Source organism: Rhizobium esperanzae (assembly GCF_002204185.1).
GTDB lineage: Bacteria > Pseudomonadota > Alphaproteobacteria > Rhizobiales > Rhizobiaceae > Rhizobium > Rhizobium esperanzae.
On record NZ_MXPU01000003.1, the window covers coordinates 111,929 to 130,227 of the forward strand.

Annotated in this window: 16 protein-coding genes and 2 pseudogenes; 7 read left to right on the forward strand and 11 right to left on the reverse strand. The window is 61.7% G+C overall.

Annotation, left to right across the window (positions count from 1 at the left end):
• Positions 1 to 25 precede the first annotated feature (25 nt).
• The 3 genes from B5E41_RS04935 to B5E41_RS04945 are packed head-to-tail and all read right to left on the reverse strand — an operon-like array spanning position 26 to position 3,286.
• A complete protein-coding gene (locus B5E41_RS04935; RefSeq protein WP_088391534.1) occupies positions 26 to 946 on the reverse strand; it encodes an ABC transporter permease subunit in 921 nt (306 codons plus the stop codon).
• A 2-nt stretch (positions 947 to 948) separates the two neighbouring features.
• Positions 949 to 1,914: an ABC transporter permease subunit gene (locus B5E41_RS04940; RefSeq protein WP_176439343.1), complete on the reverse strand. Its 966-nt coding sequence runs from the start codon at positions 1,912 to 1,914 to the stop codon at positions 949 to 951.
• A gap of 13 nt (positions 1,915 to 1,927) precedes the next feature.
• Positions 1,928 to 3,286, reverse strand: a complete 1,359-nt coding sequence (locus B5E41_RS04945; protein ID WP_088391536.1) for an extracellular solute-binding protein — start codon at positions 3,284 to 3,286, stop codon at positions 1,928 to 1,930.
• Between the two features lie 152 nt (positions 3,287 to 3,438).
• On the opposite strand from B5E41_RS04945, the gene B5E41_RS04950 reads away from it, so the two are divergent.
• A complete protein-coding gene (locus B5E41_RS04950; RefSeq protein ID WP_088391538.1) occupies positions 3,439 to 4,473 on the forward strand; it encodes a sn-glycerol-3-phosphate import ATP-binding protein UgpC in 1,035 nt (344 codons plus the stop codon).
• Positions 4,474 to 4,556: 83 nt separating this feature from the next.
• On the forward strand, positions 4,557 to 5,561 hold the full coding sequence (locus B5E41_RS04955) for a sugar-binding transcriptional regulator (RefSeq protein WP_088391540.1): 1,005 nt from the start codon (positions 4,557 to 4,559) through the stop codon (positions 5,559 to 5,561).
• A gap of 86 nt (positions 5,562 to 5,647) precedes the next feature.
• Here the strand turns inward: B5E41_RS04955 and B5E41_RS04960 are convergent, their stop codons facing one another.
• From B5E41_RS04960 to B5E41_RS04970, 3 genes are all read right to left on the reverse strand, one after another.
• Entirely contained in the window at positions 5,648 to 7,330 is a 1,683-nt protein-coding gene (locus tag B5E41_RS04960) for a hypothetical protein (protein ID WP_088391542.1), read from the reverse strand.
• Positions 7,330 to 8,388, reverse strand: a complete 1,059-nt coding sequence (locus B5E41_RS04965) for a glycosyltransferase family 2 protein (protein WP_088391544.1) — start codon at positions 8,386 to 8,388, stop codon at positions 7,330 to 7,332. The genes B5E41_RS04960 and B5E41_RS04965 overlap by 1 nt, the downstream gene beginning before the upstream one ends.
• A gap of 101 nt (positions 8,389 to 8,489) precedes the next feature.
• Positions 8,490 to 9,398, reverse strand: a complete 909-nt coding sequence (locus B5E41_RS04970) for an AraC family transcriptional regulator (protein ID WP_088391546.1) — start codon at positions 9,396 to 9,398, stop codon at positions 8,490 to 8,492.
• A gap of 204 nt (positions 9,399 to 9,602) precedes the next feature.
• Here B5E41_RS04970 and B5E41_RS04975 point away from each other — a divergent pair, with 204 nt between their 5' ends.
• On the forward strand, positions 9,603 to 10,649 hold the full coding sequence (locus B5E41_RS04975; RefSeq protein WP_088391548.1) for an NAD(P)-dependent alcohol dehydrogenase: 1,047 nt from the start codon (positions 9,603 to 9,605) through the stop codon (positions 10,647 to 10,649).
• 192 nt (positions 10,650 to 10,841) lie between these two features.
• On the opposite strand, the pseudogene B5E41_RS32750 reads toward B5E41_RS04975, so the two are convergent.
• The 4 genes and pseudogenes from B5E41_RS32750 to B5E41_RS04990 all read right to left on the reverse strand — a co-directional run.
• Positions 10,842 to 11,021 (reverse strand): annotated as a pseudogene (locus B5E41_RS32750) (hypothetical protein); the annotation flags it as partial.
• Entirely contained in the window at positions 11,022 to 12,287 is a 1,266-nt protein-coding gene (locus B5E41_RS04980; RefSeq protein WP_088391997.1) for an NAD(P)/FAD-dependent oxidoreductase, read from the reverse strand.
• A 270-nt stretch (positions 12,288 to 12,557) separates the two neighbouring features.
• Entirely contained in the window at positions 12,558 to 13,085 is a 528-nt protein-coding gene (locus tag B5E41_RS04985) for a BA14K family protein (protein ID WP_088391550.1), read from the reverse strand.
• Positions 13,086 to 13,326: 241 nt separating this feature from the next.
• A pseudogene (locus B5E41_RS04990) lies at positions 13,327 to 13,791 on the reverse strand (Lrp/AsnC family transcriptional regulator).
• Positions 13,792 to 13,944: 153 nt separating this feature from the next.
• Between B5E41_RS04990 and B5E41_RS04995 the strand changes: the two are divergent.
• The 4 genes from B5E41_RS04995 to B5E41_RS05010 all read left to right on the forward strand — a co-directional run bounded on the left by B5E41_RS04995 (position 13,945) and on the right by B5E41_RS05010 (position 17,834).
• Positions 13,945 to 14,664, forward strand: a complete 720-nt coding sequence (locus B5E41_RS04995; RefSeq protein ID WP_088391552.1) for an aspartate/glutamate racemase family protein — start codon at positions 13,945 to 13,947, stop codon at positions 14,662 to 14,664.
• Positions 14,665 to 14,909: 245 nt separating this feature from the next.
• Complete coding sequence (locus tag B5E41_RS05000) at positions 14,910 to 15,827, forward strand: bifunctional helix-turn-helix transcriptional regulator/GNAT family N-acetyltransferase (RefSeq protein WP_088391554.1); 918 nt, start codon at positions 14,910 to 14,912, stop codon at positions 15,825 to 15,827.
• Positions 15,828 to 15,887: 60 nt separating this feature from the next.
• Entirely contained in the window at positions 15,888 to 16,511 is a 624-nt protein-coding gene (locus tag B5E41_RS05005; protein ID WP_088391556.1) for a TetR/AcrR family transcriptional regulator, read from the forward strand.
• Between the two features lie 108 nt (positions 16,512 to 16,619).
• A complete protein-coding gene (locus B5E41_RS05010; protein ID WP_088391558.1) occupies positions 16,620 to 17,834 on the forward strand; it encodes an MFS transporter in 1,215 nt (404 codons plus the stop codon).
• Here B5E41_RS05010 and B5E41_RS05015 read toward each other — a convergent pair.
• Positions 17,831 to 18,247 (reverse strand): winged helix-turn-helix transcriptional regulator, encoded by a 417-nt coding sequence (locus B5E41_RS05015; RefSeq protein WP_088391560.1) that lies wholly within the window; start codon positions 18,245 to 18,247, stop codon positions 17,831 to 17,833. The genes B5E41_RS05010 and B5E41_RS05015 overlap by 4 nt on opposite strands.
• Positions 18,248 to 18,299: the final 52 nt, after the last annotated feature.

The following is an 18,299-nucleotide window of genomic DNA, read 5'->3' on the forward strand; positions in this document are numbered from 1 at the left end:
TCTGAATATCCTTAAGATTCGGCATCTACTTTCCGGAGTCCACCAGCCCCTTGGTGAACCAGCGTTGCATGAAGAGGATGACGGCTGCCGGCGGAAGCATGACGAGCAGCGCAGCACTCATCGCGATGTTCCAGGCAGGCGCGGAGTCCGAAACGGGAACGAGCTGCTTCAGGCCGAGGACAGCGGTCCCCATCTCCTTGTCCGTCGTGAAGAGCAGCGGCCACAAATACTGATTCCAGCCATAGAGGAACAGGATGATCGACAGGGCCGCGATGTTGGCGCTCGACAGCGGAAGAAGGATATCCTTGAAGAATTTCAGGGGACCGGCGCCATCGAGCTTGGCCGCCTCGCAAAGCTCGTCGGGAACGGTGAGGAAGAACTGCCGGAACAGGAAGGTTGCCGAGGCGGAGGCGATCAGCGGCAGGATCAGCCCGGCATAGCTGTTGACCATGTTCCATTTTAATGAGGCTTCAATGCTGTAGCCCGTCAGCCCTTCGACGACACCGGAAAGGCCGATCACCCCGGCCAGCCAACGGACCGGCCCGGCAGCATCGGCGACCGCCTCATAGGTCGGGATGATGCGGACCTCGACCGGAAGCATCAGCGACACGAAGATGAGCCAGAAGGCCGTCATGCGAAACGGGAAGCGGAAATAGGTCACCCCGAATGCGGCAATCAGCGAGATCGCTAGCTTGCCGATGACGATGCCGGCGGTGACAATGATCGAATTCAGGAACAGCTGCGAGAACTCGCCCTGTTGCCAGGCGGACGCCAGGTTTTCCAGAAAATGCGACCCCGGCACCACCGGGAACGGCGCCTGCTGAACCTCCTGCAAGGTGAGCGAGCCGGCGACGAAGGCGAAGTAGAGAGGCAGGCAGACGAAGACCGCGCCGACGAGCAAGATCGCGTGGCAGAAGATCGAAAGACCGAGATGGCGTTCGGGCATGGCTACACCTGGTAATTGACCTTGCGCTCGAGGGCGCGGAATTGAACGATGGTGAACAGGATGGCGATCAGCATTAAAAGCACGGACTGGGCGGCCGACGAGCCGAGATCCAGTTGCACGAAGCCGTCCTGATAGACCTTGTAGACCAGGCTGTTCGTCGCCCCCGCCGGGCCGCCACGCGTGACCGCGTCGATAATGCCGAAGGTTTCAAACAGGCCGTAGACGAAGTTCATCACCACGAGGAAGAAGATCGTCGGCGAGATCAGCGGAAGTGAAATCGTGAAGAAGCGTCGGACCGGTCTTGCGCCGTCGAGCTTTGCCGCTTCCAGAAGCGAGACAGGCACGGCGAGCAATGCGGCGACCAGAAAGATGTAGTCGTAGCAGACATTCTTCCAGACAGAAGCGATGGTCACCAGAAGCTGCGCATCGAAAGGTCGCCGGTTCGGATCCCATTCGAAACCGAACCCGTGCAGAAGCTGAGCGATCGGTCCAACCGCCGGATTGAACAGGAAGGCCCAGATCACGCCCGATATAACCGGCGCGATCGCATAGGGAAGCAGGATGATGCTCTTGTAAATCCCCCTGCCTCTGATCACGAAATCGGTCGCGAAAGCAAAGAGACCGGCAAGCAGAAGCGTTGCGGCATTCTGTGCGACGGTGAACCAGAGCGTGAACAGCGCGCTGGCGCGATATTCCGGGCTTGCGAACAGATTGTAGAAATTTGTGAGCCCGACGAAAATCTGCGTGCCCCCGAAGGGATCGACCTGAACGAAGGCCAGCGATAGCGACTTGTAGGACGGTATGAAAAAGAAGAACAGGAGGATCAGCAGTTGAGGCGCAACCAGGCCGAAGGCGAGCCACGGCTTGTTGAAGTGGGCGGACTTCAATCCGGCCTCCGACGGCTGCGCGACCGAGCGGCCCGTCGACAGAAGATCGGGGACGCGAAGGCGCCTGACGGCGCCTTCCATCTTTCCCAAGGTCCTACTTTGCTGCATGAAGCTGCTCATACTGGCGAAGGATCTGGTTTCCGCGGGCCGCCGCGGCATCCAGCGCCTGCTGTGGTGTCTTCTGGCCGGTCCAGACACCCTGGATCTCTTCCACCAGAAGCGCCATCGCCTGATTGTGATTGCCGAAGCGGAAGCCGCGCGAGTTGTCGGTTGGGGTACCGCGTGTGAGCTGGAGAATGGCGATCTCGCGGGTCGGGTGGTCCTTGAAATAGCCCTCGGACTTGGCCTGCTCATAGGCGGCGTTGGTTACCGGCACATAGCCGGTCTGCTTGCTCCACCAGACCTGCGTCTTCGGTGAGGCAACGAAGTTCAGGAAGGCGGCAGCACCGGCATATTCTTCCTCCGACTTGCCTTTCAGGACCCAAAGCGCGCCGCCGCCGATGGTGCTGTTCTTCGGCTCGATGCCTTCCTCATGCGGCAGGAAGGTCGCGCTCCAATTGAATTTCGCACCGCTTTCGACGGCAGCATGCGCCGCGGTGGAGGCGACATAGGTCGAGCAGGTGCCCGAGGTGAAGAGCTGGTCGGGCGAGAGCCCCTGCCCGGCCATCTGCAGGATGCCGGCGTCCATCCAAGTCTTCAAGCGCGTCACCTGACCGACCACCAACGGGCTCTTGTTGAAGATGAATTCGGTGTCGAGGCCGCCGAAGCCATTCGCCTTGGTGCCGTAAGGCTGGTCCTGGATCGCAGCATAGTTCTCGATCAGGCTCCAGTAGAAGTCGTTGGCAAGCGCCATCTGGCACTTCGAGACCCCTTTCTCCTTGATAGCACGCAGCTGCTTGTCGAGCTCCTGCCAGGTCTCGCCCGGCTTGTCGAAGCCAGCTGCCTTGAAGTGATCGGCATTGTACCAGAAGATCGGCGTCGAGCTGTTGAAGGGCATCGCCGCCGGCTTGCCGTCGACCAGATAGAAACCGGCGACCGGCGCGACGAAATCATTCCAGTCGATCTTGTAGCCTTCCTTCTCCATCAACTCCGGCGCCGGAATGATCGCGCCGGAATTGTACATGGTCAGAAAGCCGCGCTCGGCCGCCTGGATCAGCACGGGCTGCTGATGGACGCGATAGGCGGCCACCATTGCCGCCATGGTCTCTTCATAATTGCCTTTGCCGATGCCGACGACCTCGTATTTGTCCTGCGAGGCGTTGAAGTCCTTAATCAGCTGGTTGGTGATCTCGGCCAGGCGACCGCCTGCCGCATTCCACCATTCGATCTTGACACGATCGGCGGCGCTGGCGTGGCTTGCATTTGCCAATCCGAGCGTCACCAGGGCAGCGCCCGCCGCGAATGACCGGATCGTCCGCCCGACACGGGACCCTATCGAAGACATTGCCGTCATTTCGTTTTCCTCTCCATTGCCGTTGTTCGCCGACCGGTGCGTCGAGCGCCGGTCAACCCCCTCCCAGAGTGGCGATAAAACAAGGTTGGGGTCACTTGTTACAAATGTCAATAGCATGTTACAAATGTATGACGACCCCGGAGGAGGGATGCATGGCGGCTATCGAACTGATCGACCTGAGGAAGAATTACGGACCGGTTCCCGCGGTAAAAGGGATTAATCTCAGCGTCGCGGACGGCGAAATGATTGTGCTGGTCGGGCCTTCGGGATGCGGAAAATCGACCCTGCTGCGGATGATTGCCGGCCTCGAGGCCGTAAGCTCCGGGCACCTCAGGATAGCAGGAAACGACGTCGGCCATGTCGATCCGGCCGACCGCAACATTGCGATGGTCTTCCAGAACTACGCGCTCTATCCGCACATGACCGTTCGGCAGAACCTCGAGTACGGCCTCAAGAACCGCCGCGTTCCGCGCCACGAGATCGACCGGCGGATCGCTGACGCCGCCGACATTCTCGAAATCGGCGAATTCCTCGAGCGGCGCCCCCGCCAGCTCTCGGGCGGCCAGCGCCAGCGCGTCGCCATGGGCCGCGCCATCGTCCGCGATCCCGCCGCCTTCCTCTTCGACGAACCCCTGTCCAATCTCGATGCGAAGCTTCGCGTGCAGATGCGCGTCGAAATTCGCAGGTTGCAGCGGCAGCTGAAGACGACCAGCCTCTATGTGACGCACGACCAGCTCGAAGCCATGACGCTGGCCGACCGGCTGGTCGTCATGAACGGCGGCAGGATCGAGCAGATCGGCACGCCGATCGAGGTCTATCGCCGCCCCGAAACCGTCTTCGTCGCGGGCTTTATCGGTTCTCCACCGATGAACCTGATCGAACTCGATGAGCTCGGCCCCTGCGACCTCCCGCTGCCGAAAGATACGGATCTCGTCGGCATCAGGCCGGGCGCGGTCTATCTCGGTGCCGGGTCGGCACGTGATCTCCAGTTCGACGCTTATGTCGAATTGATCGAGACCGTTGGTGATGAGAACAACGTGCATCTGCGCATCGACGGCAGCGATAGGCGCATCGTGGCGAGCGTTTCCACCGATCAGCGGATGCAGGAGGGTGAGTGCATTTCCTGTCATGTGAGAAGGGATGATCTGCATCCCTTCAACCGGACGACGGGGCGGCGAACCGATTGACCGGATGACGGCGCCCCCCTGCGATTGACAACCGCCGGGGATTTGAGGATCCATGGCGTCGAAGCGGAGGCGCAGTTTATCGCATGTCACAGAACAGAAGTGCTTCTCTTGCGCCTGTAGCGCTCCCCGACGAGCAGATGCAGGTGCGCGTCGTCTGGCTCTATTATATGGAGGGACGCACGCAGGGCGAAATCGCCGAAGCGCTGTCGACCAACCGGCTTCGCGTCAACAAGATCATCGCCGAGGCGCGCCGCTCCGGCCTCGTGACGATCACGCTCAATTCCCGGCTCACCTCCTGCGTCGCCCTGGAGCAGCAGCTAGCGGCGGAATTCAACCTCAATCGGGCGATCATCGTTCCGACTCCCGAAGATGCGGAACTCATCCCCGTCCTGCTCGGCCAGGCGGCCGCCGATTATCTCGTACAATTGCTGAACGGCGGCAACATCCGCGGCGTCGGCGTCGGCTGGGGGGCGACGCTACGCGAAATGGTTCGTCACATGCCGTCGCTGAGACGGCCCGATCTCTGCGTCAATTCGGTCATGGGCGGGCTGACGCACGGCATCGAGATCAATACGTTCGACATTGCGAGCGATCTCGCTCGCCAGCTCAACGCCGAATGCGCCTATCTCGCAGCGCCGATCTACGCCGGCAGCCCGGAGTCGCGCACCGCGATCATCAAGCAGGACGTTTTTGAAACGGCGTTTCGGCAGATCGAGGCCAATGACGTCATCGTGCTCAGCATCGGCGACATGACCGAACGCTCGCTACTGATGCGCTACGGCCTGCCGAGCAGCCTCAATATTGAGGAACTGGTCGCAGCCGGCGCCTGCGGCGATGTTCTCGGCCAGTTCGTCGATAAGAAGGGGCGGCCGATCGACCATGCGATAAACAGGTGCGCGATCGCTCCCGAGCTCGAAGCGCTGCGCGCCATTCCGAACGTCATCTTCGCCTCAGGCGGCCTTAACAAGGCGCAGGCCATCGCCGCCGTGCTGCTGTCAGGTCTGGGGAACGTGCTGATCTGCGATGAGGACACGGCCCGCCAGGCGCGACAGCTAGCGCTCGATCTCAGGACGACCGGCAGTTCGTAGAGCCGAACAGGCACGGCATCGGCAGCCTGGAGCGTAAATCCAAAAGCTTAGAGCGGTTCTGCACTTCCGTGAAAAGCTGAACCGCTCTAAGACGCTCTAGCGCAACCGACCGGGATCGAGAGAGGTTCCGCCGGCATTACCTTGTCGATCGCATAAAGCTGCGCGAAACCGGCATCCTCGATGAGCGTCAGTCCCGCCGGCATCAAGCTGCCGACATAACGGTCGGGGATATCGGCATTGGCAACGAGGATGAAATCGAAACGCCTGTGCCAATCCGAGAGATAGGGCGTAAAATCCAAATATTCCCGCATCATTGCCGGGCATGAAAGTACGGCGATCGACACCAGATTGCCTTCGGGAACTGCGATATGCGACCATGGCGGCAGGACGGAAAGCGGCTGCTTGCCCTTTGCCGTGAAGAGCGTCGGCACGAAAGCGTGCGAGAACGGCACGGCGAGCGTCGGCAGATGCCTGAAGGTATCCAATCCCCAGGCAAAGTGCCGATTGGAATGGGCAAGGCTGCTGGCGGTCTCCGGTTCATGCCCCAGAGGCAGCACGGCCGTACCGGCGGGTATCTTTCTCAGCACAGCCTCAACAGCCGTGACATCTTTCTGCGCAAGCCACCAATTCCACCCGATCCAGCCGGCTCGGCCGAAGACCGCAAGATTGATGACCAGCGCCAGCGACAGCGCCTGTCGGCGTGTCAAATTGGCAAACGGGCACACCATCGCCATGGCGACGAGCGCCGTCATGATCGGAAAGCGCCAGCTGATCCAGCCGGTGCCGAGAGCGTGTCGCGGCGAAATACAGGAAAGAAGCAACAATCCGCAGGCGGTAACGGCAAGCCCCGCATGCACCTGCATGTCGCCCATACGTGCGGCCCGCGTGCAGATGAGGATCAGTGGCAGAAACAGCACGACGTCTACCAAGGGAACATAGGTCGTGATGGCGGAGACAAGGTTTATCAGGATCAGGATGACGCCATCGTTCCAGGCAAGCCCAAGGCCGCTCCCCCCGGCATCTGGTAAAGCAGCAGTGCGGAGGTACAACGCGAGCGGCGGTAGGGCGCAGGCACTGATCGCCAGCACCAATCGGCCGGTAAGCCTCGCCAAAGCGGCCTTTGATCGCAATATGTCGATGCGCCAGGAAAATTCGAGGCCGCAGACGATCGCTGTATAGAAGCCCAGCGAGAAGATGTGCATCACCGTCAGCAGCAGTGCGGCGGCGAGCCGCCAGGCAAACAGCAGGGCAAAATTTCGGCGCTGTAGCCGCAGGTCGGCGCAGGCGAAGAACAAGGCCATGCCGAGGCCGATCTGGAAGTTGATGAAGCCGCCGATCATCGTGGCGCACCATCCAAGCGACAGCATTGCAATCTGCCAATAGGATCGGCTGCCGAAAAGCGTCCGGTGCAGCACGATCGCGCCAAGCGGCGGCAGCACGATCGCCAGGAAAAGCAGGGCCCGCGCCAGCCTGTCGGCCCCGACAAGCGGCCCTATCCAGGTCGCAAGAAGATCGATCCCGACATTGGTGAAGGTGCGGTTCCAATCGACCGTATAGATCTCCGGAAACGGCTGTTCGCCGATGCCGCCCGAAAGCAGCCAGATGCGGGCGTAGTGATTGGCGTAGTCGAGAACCGGCGGAAAGTGAAACAGGACGACCAATGCAGCCGCAAGCGCGACGAACACGGCGATCGCAATGGTGGAGTCCTGCCGGGCGATCAAATCCTCCGGCACGGCCGCGGCATGAACAGGCGCAGCAATTCGATTCATTATTTGATCCGGTTGCTCTTTTGCGGCCGCGGCAACTCTGCCGGCGCGAAGGCCGAATCCAGCGCGGCGCGCCGGTCGCCGGCGCTCATTTCAGAAAAAGTCGTCGGCAGTTCGGCCTGGTCGCCGCCCCGCAGGATCGTCTCGACCATGAACATCGGCCGCCTCTTGCTCTCCTGCACCAGACGGCCGAGATACTCGCCGATGATGCCGATGCAGATCAGCTGGATGGCGCTGAAGGCGCTGACGGCGGCCATGATCGACGACCAGCCGGTGACAGTCTCGCCTTGCAGCCAGCGAACGAAGGTATAGACGAGCAACGCCATCGCCACACCGGCGCTGATCATGCCGAGCCATGTGGCAATGCGCAGCGGCGTCGTCGAAAAGCTGGTGATCGCATCGAGGGCGAAATTGATCATCTTGCGCAGCGGATATTTCGTCGTGCCGGCAAAACGCGCGTCGCGCTCGTAGGGCAGCGCCACCTGCCTGCCGCCGATCCAGCTGACCATGCCGCGAATGAAGCGATCGCGCTCCGGCATCGCCAGCAGGATATCGACGACGCGCCGGCGCATCAGCCGGAAATCGCCGGTATCGCGCGGGATGCTCACGGAAGCGAGCCTGGAGAGCGCACGATAGAAAAGCGAAGCGGAGGCGAGCTTGAACCAGGTTTCACCCTCGCGACGTGTGCGCTGACCGTAAACGACGTCGGCGCCGCGCTCCATGATCGGCATCATCATCAACAACAGCTCGGGCGGATCCTGAAGATCGGCGTCGATCAGGAGCACGTGCTCGCCCCGTGACGCCGAAAGACCCGCCGTCGATGCCAGCTGGTGGCCGTGATTGCGCAGCAGGCGAACACCGAGCACCTGCGGCACTTTTGCCGCCAGATCCGAAATGATTTCCCAAGTAGCGTCAGATGAGCCGTCATCGACGAGAATGAGTTCGAAGGCGTCGCCGGCGACGCTCTGCGCAGCGGCGGCGGCGCGGCGGCAGAATTCGCGCAGGCCTTCTTCCTCGTTGTGACAAGGCGCGACGATCGAAAGGAACGGTGTTTGCGTCATGCGGACGACGGTGCCTGCTTGATTGTTGGCGCCAGCCTAGCCGGGAAACGTCAAACATCCTTTAATGGCGGGCCGGCAGCAGCCGCCGAACGTCCCTAGCGCTATTCCGCCGCGATGATCTCGCGCACGCCGTCGACATCGCGGGCCGGCGAAGCGCCGTAAAGGCGGCTGTATTCGCGGCTGAACTGCGACGGGCTCTGATAGCCGACCCGGTGGCCGGCCGTGCCGGCATCGAGACGCTCGACGAGCATCAGCCGGCGCGCCTCGTGCAGGCGAAGCTGCTTTTGATATTGGACGGGCGTCATCGCCGTGACCGACTTGAAATGATGGTGGAAGGACGACACGCTCATATTGACGCGTTCGGCAAGATCCTCAATGCGCAGCGGCCGCGCGAAATTCTCCTTCAGCCAGGCAACGGCGCGTGCGATCCGGTTGCTGTGGCTGTCAGCTGTGGCGATGTTGATCAGCCGCGCGCCGTGCGGCCCAGTCAGCACCCGGTAAAGGATTTCCTGCTCGATCAGCGGCGCCATGGCGGGAATGTCGCCTGGGCGATCGAGCAAGCGCAGCAGGCGGACGGCGGCATCCATCAGCTCCGGCGGCGCGACGTTCACCACCATCCCGCGCTGCCCGTCGGTATGGGCAGCCGGCCGCGGAACGTCGATGCGGCTGAGCAACTCCAGCAGTTTCTCGGAATCGATTGCCAGCCCGAGACAGAGATGCGGCACCTCGGGACTCGCTTCCGTGACCCGCCAGGCGACCGGCAGGTCGAGCGAGGTCAGGAGATAGTCGCCGGTCCCGTAGCTGATCTGCTCCGTGCCGAGCTGCAGGCTTTTCGCCCCCTGCAGCACGAAGGCGAAACACGGGCGGTAGCTGCTGTGTAAGGGATCGCTCGGCTTGGAGCGGCGGCTGACATGAAGATTGCCGATGGCAGTCGCGAACTCACCGTCGCCAGGTGCAAAACGCATCGCGATGTCGACGATTTCCTGATAGGGGCTGAAGGGCAAGGTCATGCGGCAACTCTTTCTGTCGATTGTCCGACGCCGTCGATACCGCTCCTATCTAGAGTGCCTTGGCCGTTTCGCAAACAGATAGGCGCCTCACTTTTGCAGGATCGTGCAAAAAGCTGAGAGGATCGCTCTAACCCTCTCCCGCCGTTCCAGGCAATAGTCCGCCATCCCGCTCAACCCCTCCCATAAACGAAAAGGAAGGTTCCCATGCCTATTGCAAGAGGCTACGCCGCCACCGACGCTTCCAAGCCGCTGACCCCTTTCACCTTCGAGCGCCGCAACCCGAATCCCGATGACGTGGTCATCGACATCAAGTTTGCCGGTATCTGCCATTCGGACATCCACACCGTCCGCAACGAATGGAAGAACGCCGTTTATCCGATCGTGCCCGGCCATGAGATCGCCGGCATCGTCTCGGCCGTCGGTTCGGCCGTCACCAAGTTCAGGGTCGGCGACCGCGTCGGCGTCGGCTGCTTCGTCGATTCCTGCGTCGGCTGCGCCGAGCGCGACCTCGACCGCGAGCAGTACATGCCGGGTCTCTGCGGCACCTACAACGACTTCGAAGCCGACGGCAAGACGAGGACGCAGGGCGGCTATTCCGACTCTATCGTGGTGAGGGAAGGCTACGTCATGTCCATCCCGGACAATCTGCCGCTCGATGCCTCCGCGCCGCTGCTCTGCGCCGGTATCACGCTCTATTCGCCGCTGCGTCACTGGAATGCCGGCCCCGGCAAGAAGGTCGCGATCGTCGGCATGGGGGGCCTCGGCCATATGGGCGTCAAGCTCGGTTCGGCCATGGGTGCTGACATCACCGTTCTCTCCCAGAGCCTTTCCAAGAAGGAAGATGGGCTGAAGCTCGGCGCTAAGGAATATTACGCCACCAACGACCCGGAAACCTTCACCAAGCTCGCCGGCACCTTCGATCTCATCATCTGCACCGTCAGCGCCGAGATCGACTGGAACGCCTATCTCGGCCTCCTGAAGGTGGACGGCTCCTTCGTGGTCGTCGGCGCGCCTGAGAACCCGATCCCGGTGCATGCCTTCTCGATCATCCCTGGCCGCAAGAGCATCTCCGGCTCGATGATCGGCTCGATCAAGGAAACCCAGGAAATGCTGGATTTCTGCGGCAAGCACAACATCGTCTCCGAGATCGAGAAAATCAACATCGATCAAGTCAACGAAGCCTATGAACGCGTCCTGAAAAGCGACGTCCGCTACCGCTTCGTCATCGACATTGCTTCGCTGGCGGCGTGAGGAAATTGAAGGCGGCTCGAAAGGGCCGCCTTTTTTTGCGGCAAACTCCACCGCCCTCATGCTGAGGTGCGCAGCCCGTAGGGCGGAGCCTCGAAGCATCGCCCGCAAGCGCTGCTCCCGCCCGCCGCCTCGGAGCACCCGCCCCGTAGCTGGATTCGGGCCGCATGCCCCATCCATGACCAAAATGCGCTCTCATACACTCCCTCGCAACCGCAGCAGATACTCCACCCCGTTAAACGGATCGGGCCCCGAACGCCGGCGTAGGCGCGGCGGCCCGGCCATCGGCGCATAGTGATCGAAAGCGGTTTCCATCGTCCCTGCCCCGCTCGTCAGCCCCGGCAATTGCTGCTGGACGCTCAACACGCCAGCAGCCTACCCCTCCTCCCGCATCGTCTCCCACTGCGTGATCAGCCGCGCGCTGTGCTGGCCGCTCAGATAGATCCACAGCCAGTTCCAGGCGACGGCAAAGCGCGAGCGGGTGCCGATCAGGAAGTAGATATGGGCGATGCCCCAGATCCACCAGGCGATCCAACCCTTGAGCTTGATCCGGCCGAAATCGATGATCGCCGCACTCTGGCCGATCGTTGCCAGGCTCCCCTGATGCCAATATTTGAAGGGCGCAGGCGCCGGTTTGCCGGACAGGCGAGCGCGGATGACTTTTGCCACGTAGCCGCCCTGCTGCTTGGCGGCGGGCGCTATGCCAGGCACCGGCTTGCCATCCTCCCGCATGACAGAGGCCGTATCACCGATAATGAAGACATCGGGCAGGCCCGGCGCGCTCAGATCCTTCTCGACGATGGCGCGCCCAGCACGGTCGGCCGGGATATCGAGCCACCGCGCCGCCGGTGAGGCGGTGACGCCGGCCGCCCAGACGATCGTGCGGCTGGGCGTGAAAGTCTCGCCGATTCGGACACCGTCGACGCTGCACTCCGTCACCGGCTTGCCGAGGAGCACCTCGACCCCCAGTTTCTCCAGCGCCTTTTGCGCATAGGCCGAAAGCTCTTCGGCGAAGGTAGGCAGCACCCGCGGGCCGGCTTCGACGAGCACGACGCGGGTCTTGCGCGTATCGATATTGCGGAATTCCTTCGGCAGGGTGAAATGCGCGAGCTCGGCGATGATGCCGGCGAGCTCGACGCCGGTCGGCCCGGCGCCGACGATGGTGAAGGTTAGCAGCGCATCGCGCACGGCGGGATCGGCCTCCATCTCCGCCTTCTCGAAGGCAAGCAGCACCCGTCGGCGGATCGTCGTCGCATCCTCCAACGTCTTCAGGCCGGGCGCTACCGGCTCCCATTCGTCACGGCCGAAATAGGCATGCGTCGCCCCTGTCGCCAGCACCAGCGTGTCGTAACCCAGAGTCATGCCGTTGCGTAACGAAACCGTCTTCGCGCCGCTGTCGACGTCGGTGACCTCGCCGAGCAGCACCGTCACGTCGGGCCGGTCGGCATAGAGGCGGCGGATCGGCCAGGCGATTTCCGAGGTGGAGAGAATGGTCGTCGCCACCTGATAAAGCAGCGGCTGGAAGAGATGATGGTTGCGCCTGTCGACGAGCGTGATCTTCACGCCTGCGCCCTTCAATCCGTTGACGAGCTGCAGCCCGCCGAAACCGCCGCCGACAACGACGACGTGATGATCGCTCATGCCCTGCCCCTTCTGCGCCATTTTGCTGAAAGCCAATGTGGGCTTCGGCGCAAAGGTTGCAACTGCCGTTTTGGAATGCCTCCCCTGCACCGATCGCAGTCGACAGAGCGTGTCGCGCAAAATTGCGCCTGCAGCCCAAGCACGCGAAGCTTGCGGAGCGGAAATCACGCAAAGTTATTACTGCCCAGACTGGGCCTCAGCCGCCGTCCGAGCGGGATCATCACGTTGGTCGGCCTGAACCAGTTCACGGCGCCGATGCGCAAGTGCCGATCAATAGGGACTGATGCACTGGCGACGGGGTCCATAATAGGGCTGGAAGGTATTATCGAAAGCCCTATACGAACGATAACGCGCGTAGCACCAGCTCACATGGCTGCCGCCCCGCCCGTAATAGACGGTCGATGCGTAGTTCCGATAGGGCGGAGCATAATACCGGCCATAGTAGCGGTACGGCGGCCCATAATATCGGTAAGGCGAGCCATAATACCGGTAAGGCGAGCCGTAATAGCGGTAGGGTGAGTCGTAATAACCGTAAGGCGACCCGTAATAGCGGTAAGGCGAGCCGTAATAGGGCTGTGACAATGCGCTGCCAATGATGGTGCCGACGGCTAGACCGCCTAAGGCCCAGCCCAAGTTATCTCGTCGATGATGTCCGCCTCGGCCACGCCATCGTACTTGCTCTATCTGCTGCTGCTGTGCCTCGATCTTGGGTGGGTTGATAACCGGAAACGCCTGAGCGGGCGTGATGCCAGGGGCACCTATGATCAAGCATAACGCGGCGACGGTTAGCTTTCTCATGACTGTTCTCCTCTATCCTCCAACTGGAGGAAATATCCTCCCCTCCTCCTGAACTAAAGGTGAACGCAATATGTCGAAAAACGTTCCGTAGCGAGACAAATGAATCGCTATCGCCGGCGCTGGAGATTATCGGCTCCGCGTGCAATCGTGTGGGCGCCCGGATCAGAGAAGTTTTCCCCCAGCATGAAAAAGCGACGAATATCTCCGTCGTTCATACTGCCATGCCTCGGCACATGACTGTTCATCGGACGTAGCCCACGGGTATCGCCATTCCATGCTTCAACTCTTCCATCGAGATCGAAGCCGAGACGTCGAAGAGTTCCAGCTTGCGCACGATCTGCTTGTAGATGACATCGTAATGCTCGACGCGCGGCAGCACGATTTTCAGGATGTAATCGTGGTTGCCGGTCAACCGGTGCGCCTCGACGATCTCGGGAATATCGCTGATGATCCTGCGAAAACTCTCCGTCTACTCGTCCGAATGATGGGCTGTCTTGACCAGCGCAAAGACTGTCGTCGGCACGCCCATCCTTTCGCGGTCGAGAACGACGATGCGCCTGGCGATATAGCCGGTCTCCTCCAGTCGCTGGATGCGCCGCGAACAGGCCGAGACCGAAAGCGCCACACGTTTGGCCAGATCGGTCACGGATATGCCAGCATCCTTCTGCAGCATGTCGAGAATACGTCTGTCGCGATCGTCCAGCATGTGCGTGAAGTCAACCCTGCGCCTTGAACTTGCGCAATCTTACCACACCACGCAAAATGGTGGCACAAATTCCGCGTGAAGAACAAATAATGCAAACATGCCGCGCCGGAAATACGGCATGATTTTCGAAACTCGAAATGGGAGCATAAAGAGATGGAAACGATCGGCCTGATCGGCGGCATGAGTTTCGAAAGTTCGGCGATCTATTATCGCCTTGTGAACGAGATGGTACGCGCCCGCAAGGGCGGCCTCGCCTCGGCCGAGATCATCCTGCACTCGGTCAATTTCGAAGAGATCGTCGCCCTGCAGAAGGCCGGCAACTGGGCTGGCGCCGCCCGCCGCCTCGGCGATGTTGCCGAACGTCTTCAGGCTGGCGGCGCCAGCTGCGTGCTCATCTGCACCAACACCATGCACCTGATCGCCGAGGAGGTCGCGGCAGGGATTTCCGTGCCGCTGATCCACATCATCGACGAGACGGCGAAATCGCTGCATGCCGCCGGCCGCAAGCGCCCGCTGCTGCTCGCCACCCGCTACACGATGGAGCACGGCTTCTACGCCGAACGCATGAAGAGCCTCGGCCTCGACATCATCGTGCCCGACGCCGCCGACCGTACCACCGTGCACGACATCATTTTCAACGAGCTCTGCGCCGGCCGGGTCCACGACCGCTCGCGTGAGAAACTGATCGATATCATCGACCGCGCCATGGAAAACGGCGCCGACAGCATTATCCTCGGCTGCACCGAGATCTGCCTGATCCTTGATCCCGATCGCCTGCCGCTGCCGGGCTTCGACACGACTGTGATCCATGCCCGGGCTGCAGTCGAATTCGCCCTTGGGGCCGAGGAAGACGTGAAAGAGGAAGCAGCCTGACGTGGACGACAATTTAGTTGACTCAGTCAAATAAATGCATGACAAAGGTCTTCATAGGGAGACTTTTGTCAGTGCGTTGACACAGTCGGCCAACCCTTCCTTCGTCATGCCCGGGCTTGTCCCGAGCATCTGCTTCCGGTCGATAGGGCAGCAGATCCTCGGCACAAGGCAGCACAAGGCCGAGATGACGGCGAGCGAGGAGCGGGTCTTGTCGGCAAATTGCGAGATCTCCCCTGGAGATCACCATGTCCGACATCGCCCTCATCGAAACCGCCCGCGACTTCAACCGCTTCTACACGAATTTCCTCGGCCTCCTGAACAAGGCCTATCTCGACTCGCCGTACACGCTGACGGACGCTCGCATCCTCTTCGAAATCGGATCTCATACGGGCGTCAGCGCCACCGCGCTCGCCCGCGACCTGCATCTCGACCCGGCCTATCTTAGCCGCATCCTCAAGCGTTTCCGCGCCGAAGGACTGATCGAGACCAGCCCCGACCCGGCCGATCTGCGCAGCCAGATCATCCATGTCACCGATCAGGGACGAGAAGAGTTCGAGGAACTCGGACGGCGCGCCAATGCGCAGATCGCCGCCCGTTTCGACACGCTCGCAACCGGCGAGCCGCAGGCGGTCGTCTCGGCCATGAACACGATCCGAGCTTTGCTAGACCCGGCCGCGAAGCCCGCGCCGGCGATCATCCGCGCCCATCGCGCCGGCGATATCGGCTGGATCGTCGAAAGCCAGAGCCGCTTCTATACCGAGGAATATGGCTGGGACCTGCGCTTCGAGGCGCTGGTCGCCGAAGTCGCCGGAAAGTTCCTCGCCAATTTCGATCCCGAGAAGGAATATTGCTGGATCGCCGAGCGCGGCGCTGTCAATGTCGGCTCGGTCCTCGTCACCAACGGCGGCGACGGCATTGCCAAACTGCGCCTGCTCTATGTCGACAAATCAGCCCGCGGCCGCGGACTCGGCAAGCTGCTGGTCGACGAATGCATCCGCTTTGCCAAACAGAAGGGCTATCGCCAGCTTTCGCTCTGGACCAATGACATGCTGGAGGCGGCCCGCGGCATCTACATCAAAGCAGGCTTCCGCCTTGTCTCCGAGGAGAGACATAAGTTGTTCGGCCCCGAGGCGAATGGCCAGACCTGGGTGCTCGATCTCTGAATTTGCTGCATCGCAGAAATTCCGCTTGATTTGGAAACGATCATTCCCTAATTAGGGGCCATGACCGTTGCCAATCTCACAACAGATCAAAAAAACCGCAGCCGCGGCCGTCCGCGCGAATTCGATATGGAGGCGGCCCTCGATGCGGCCCTGCGGGTATTTTCCGAGCGCGGATACCACGCCACCTCGATCAGCGAGTTGGCCGAGGCGATGGGCCTTGCCTCGGGCAGCATCTACAAGGCGTTCAAGGACAAGCGCGGCATCTTCGTCGCCGCCTTTGCCCGCTATCGCAAGCGCGGCCGGCGGCGCCTGGAAGCAATGATCGCGTCGGCCGAAACTGGCCGCGAAAAGGTCTTTCAGATGGTGATGTATTATACGGAGCTCTCGCATGGCGAGGCCGGCCGCAAAGGCTGTCTCGTCGTCGGCGGCGCCAATGACTTCGCCTTGCTTGACGATGAAACTGCCGCCCATGTCGTCACTGCCTTTGCCGCCGACGAGAAGCTGATGGCCGATCTCATCCGCGTCGGCCACGCCGACGGCACCATCCCGAAGAGGGTGGACCCTGATGCCGCCGCCCTCGCCTTTCTCTGCTTTACCAAGGGCTTGCGCGTCATCGGCAAAACAGGACGCAGCAGGCAGGAGATGGTCGCCGCAGCCGAAGCGACGATGAAGCTCGTGACCTGAACGGGTGCGCCCGGACGATCGAAATAGCGGCATCTGGTCAAGGATCGGGTGGCCGCAGTCAGCATTCTTGCATTTAATTCTCATAATCTTTGAATACCGGAGTTTCTGATGAGCATTTCAGCCACCACGCCGGACAAGGTCATTCCACGAGCGCTGTCCCCCTGGCTCACCTTCCTTTTTGCCGCCGCCTGTGGGCTGGTGGCCGCCAATCTCTATTACGGCCAGCCGCTTGCCGGCCCGATCAGCGCCGATCTCGGCTTCTCCCCCGCCGCAACCGGCCTGATCGTCACGCTGACGCAGATCGGCTACGGCCTCGGCCTGCTGCTGATCGTGCCGCTCGGCGACCTCACGGAAAACCGCCGGCTGGTGCTGCTGCTAATCGCCGTCTCTGCCGTGGCGCTGATCGGTGCCGCACTGTCGACGACGCCTGCGATGTTCCTTACCGCCTCGCTCTCCATCGGCCTCGCCTCGGTGGCCGTTCAGGTGTTGGTTCCCTTTGCCGCCAACATGGCGCCGGATGCGACGCGCGGCCAGGTCGTCGGCAATGTCATGAGTGGCCTGCTCTGCGGCATCATGCTGGCGCGGCCCTTCGCGAGCTTCGTTGCCGAGGCCTCCTCCTGGCACATGGTCTATTATGTCACGGCTGCACTGATGCTCGTGCTCGCCATCGTGCTTCGCGCCAACCTGCCGGTCCGCGTGCCGAAAACGAAGCTCGGCTATGGCGAACTGCTCGGCTCCATGGGGCATCTGGCGCTGACTTCGCGCGTGCTGCAGCGCCGCGCCCTTTACCAGGCCGGCATGTTCGGCGCCTTCAGCCTTTTCTGGACGACGACGCCGCTGCTGCTCGCAAGCCCGGCCTTCGGCCTGACGCAGAACGGCATCGCCCTCTTCGCACTTGCCGGTGCGGCCGGCGCTGTCGCCTCGCCGATCGCCGGCCGGCTTGCCGACCGCGGCATGACGAAAATCGCCTCGACCATCGCCATGCTGCTCGGCATGGCCTCCTTCCTGATCAGCCATTTCGCAAGCGATGGCTCGCTCACCGCCCTGATCCTTCTGACCGTGGCGGCGATCTCGCTGGATTTCGGCGTGACGACCAATCTCGTCTGCGGCCAGCGCGCCATTTACGGCTTGAATCCGGAACACCGCAGCCGGCTGAACGGCCTCTTCATGGCCACCTTCTTTGCCGGCGGCGCGCTCGGCTCGGCGCTCGGCGGCTGGGCCTATGCGACCGGCGGCTGGACGATGACGGCCTGGATCGGCTTCGCCTTCCCGGCACTGGCCTTCCTTCTGTTCCTGACAGAAGGGCGCGGCAACAAAGCCTAGCTCTCTGCAGAATCGAAGCGCAAGCGGGCCTCACGAACAGCCTCGTGGTTCGCTTCCGCCCAATTCAAGAGCTGCGACAGCGGCTGATAGAGCGAACGGCCGAGCTCGGTCATCGAATATTCGACGCTCGGCGGCTTGGTCGGGAACACTTCCCGATGGATGTAACCGTCCCTCTGCAGGTCGCGCAGCGTCTGCGTCAGCATGCGCTGCGAGATATCGGGGAGCATCCGCCGCAACTCGCCGAACCGGCAAGGCCGAGCCGCCAGCACCTCAAGCAGCAGCGTCGACCATTTGCCGCCGATATGCTGCATCATGTCCCTGACCGGGCAATTGGAAAAATCGAGACCGGCGAGATCGATCTCGCGCCGCATACCCGGCACCCTGTTCTTCAGACTGAGGACCTTGCCGCTCATCTGCTGGTTCCCTTTTGGTAACGTACAGCCGAAAAACTGCCTCCTTTACACC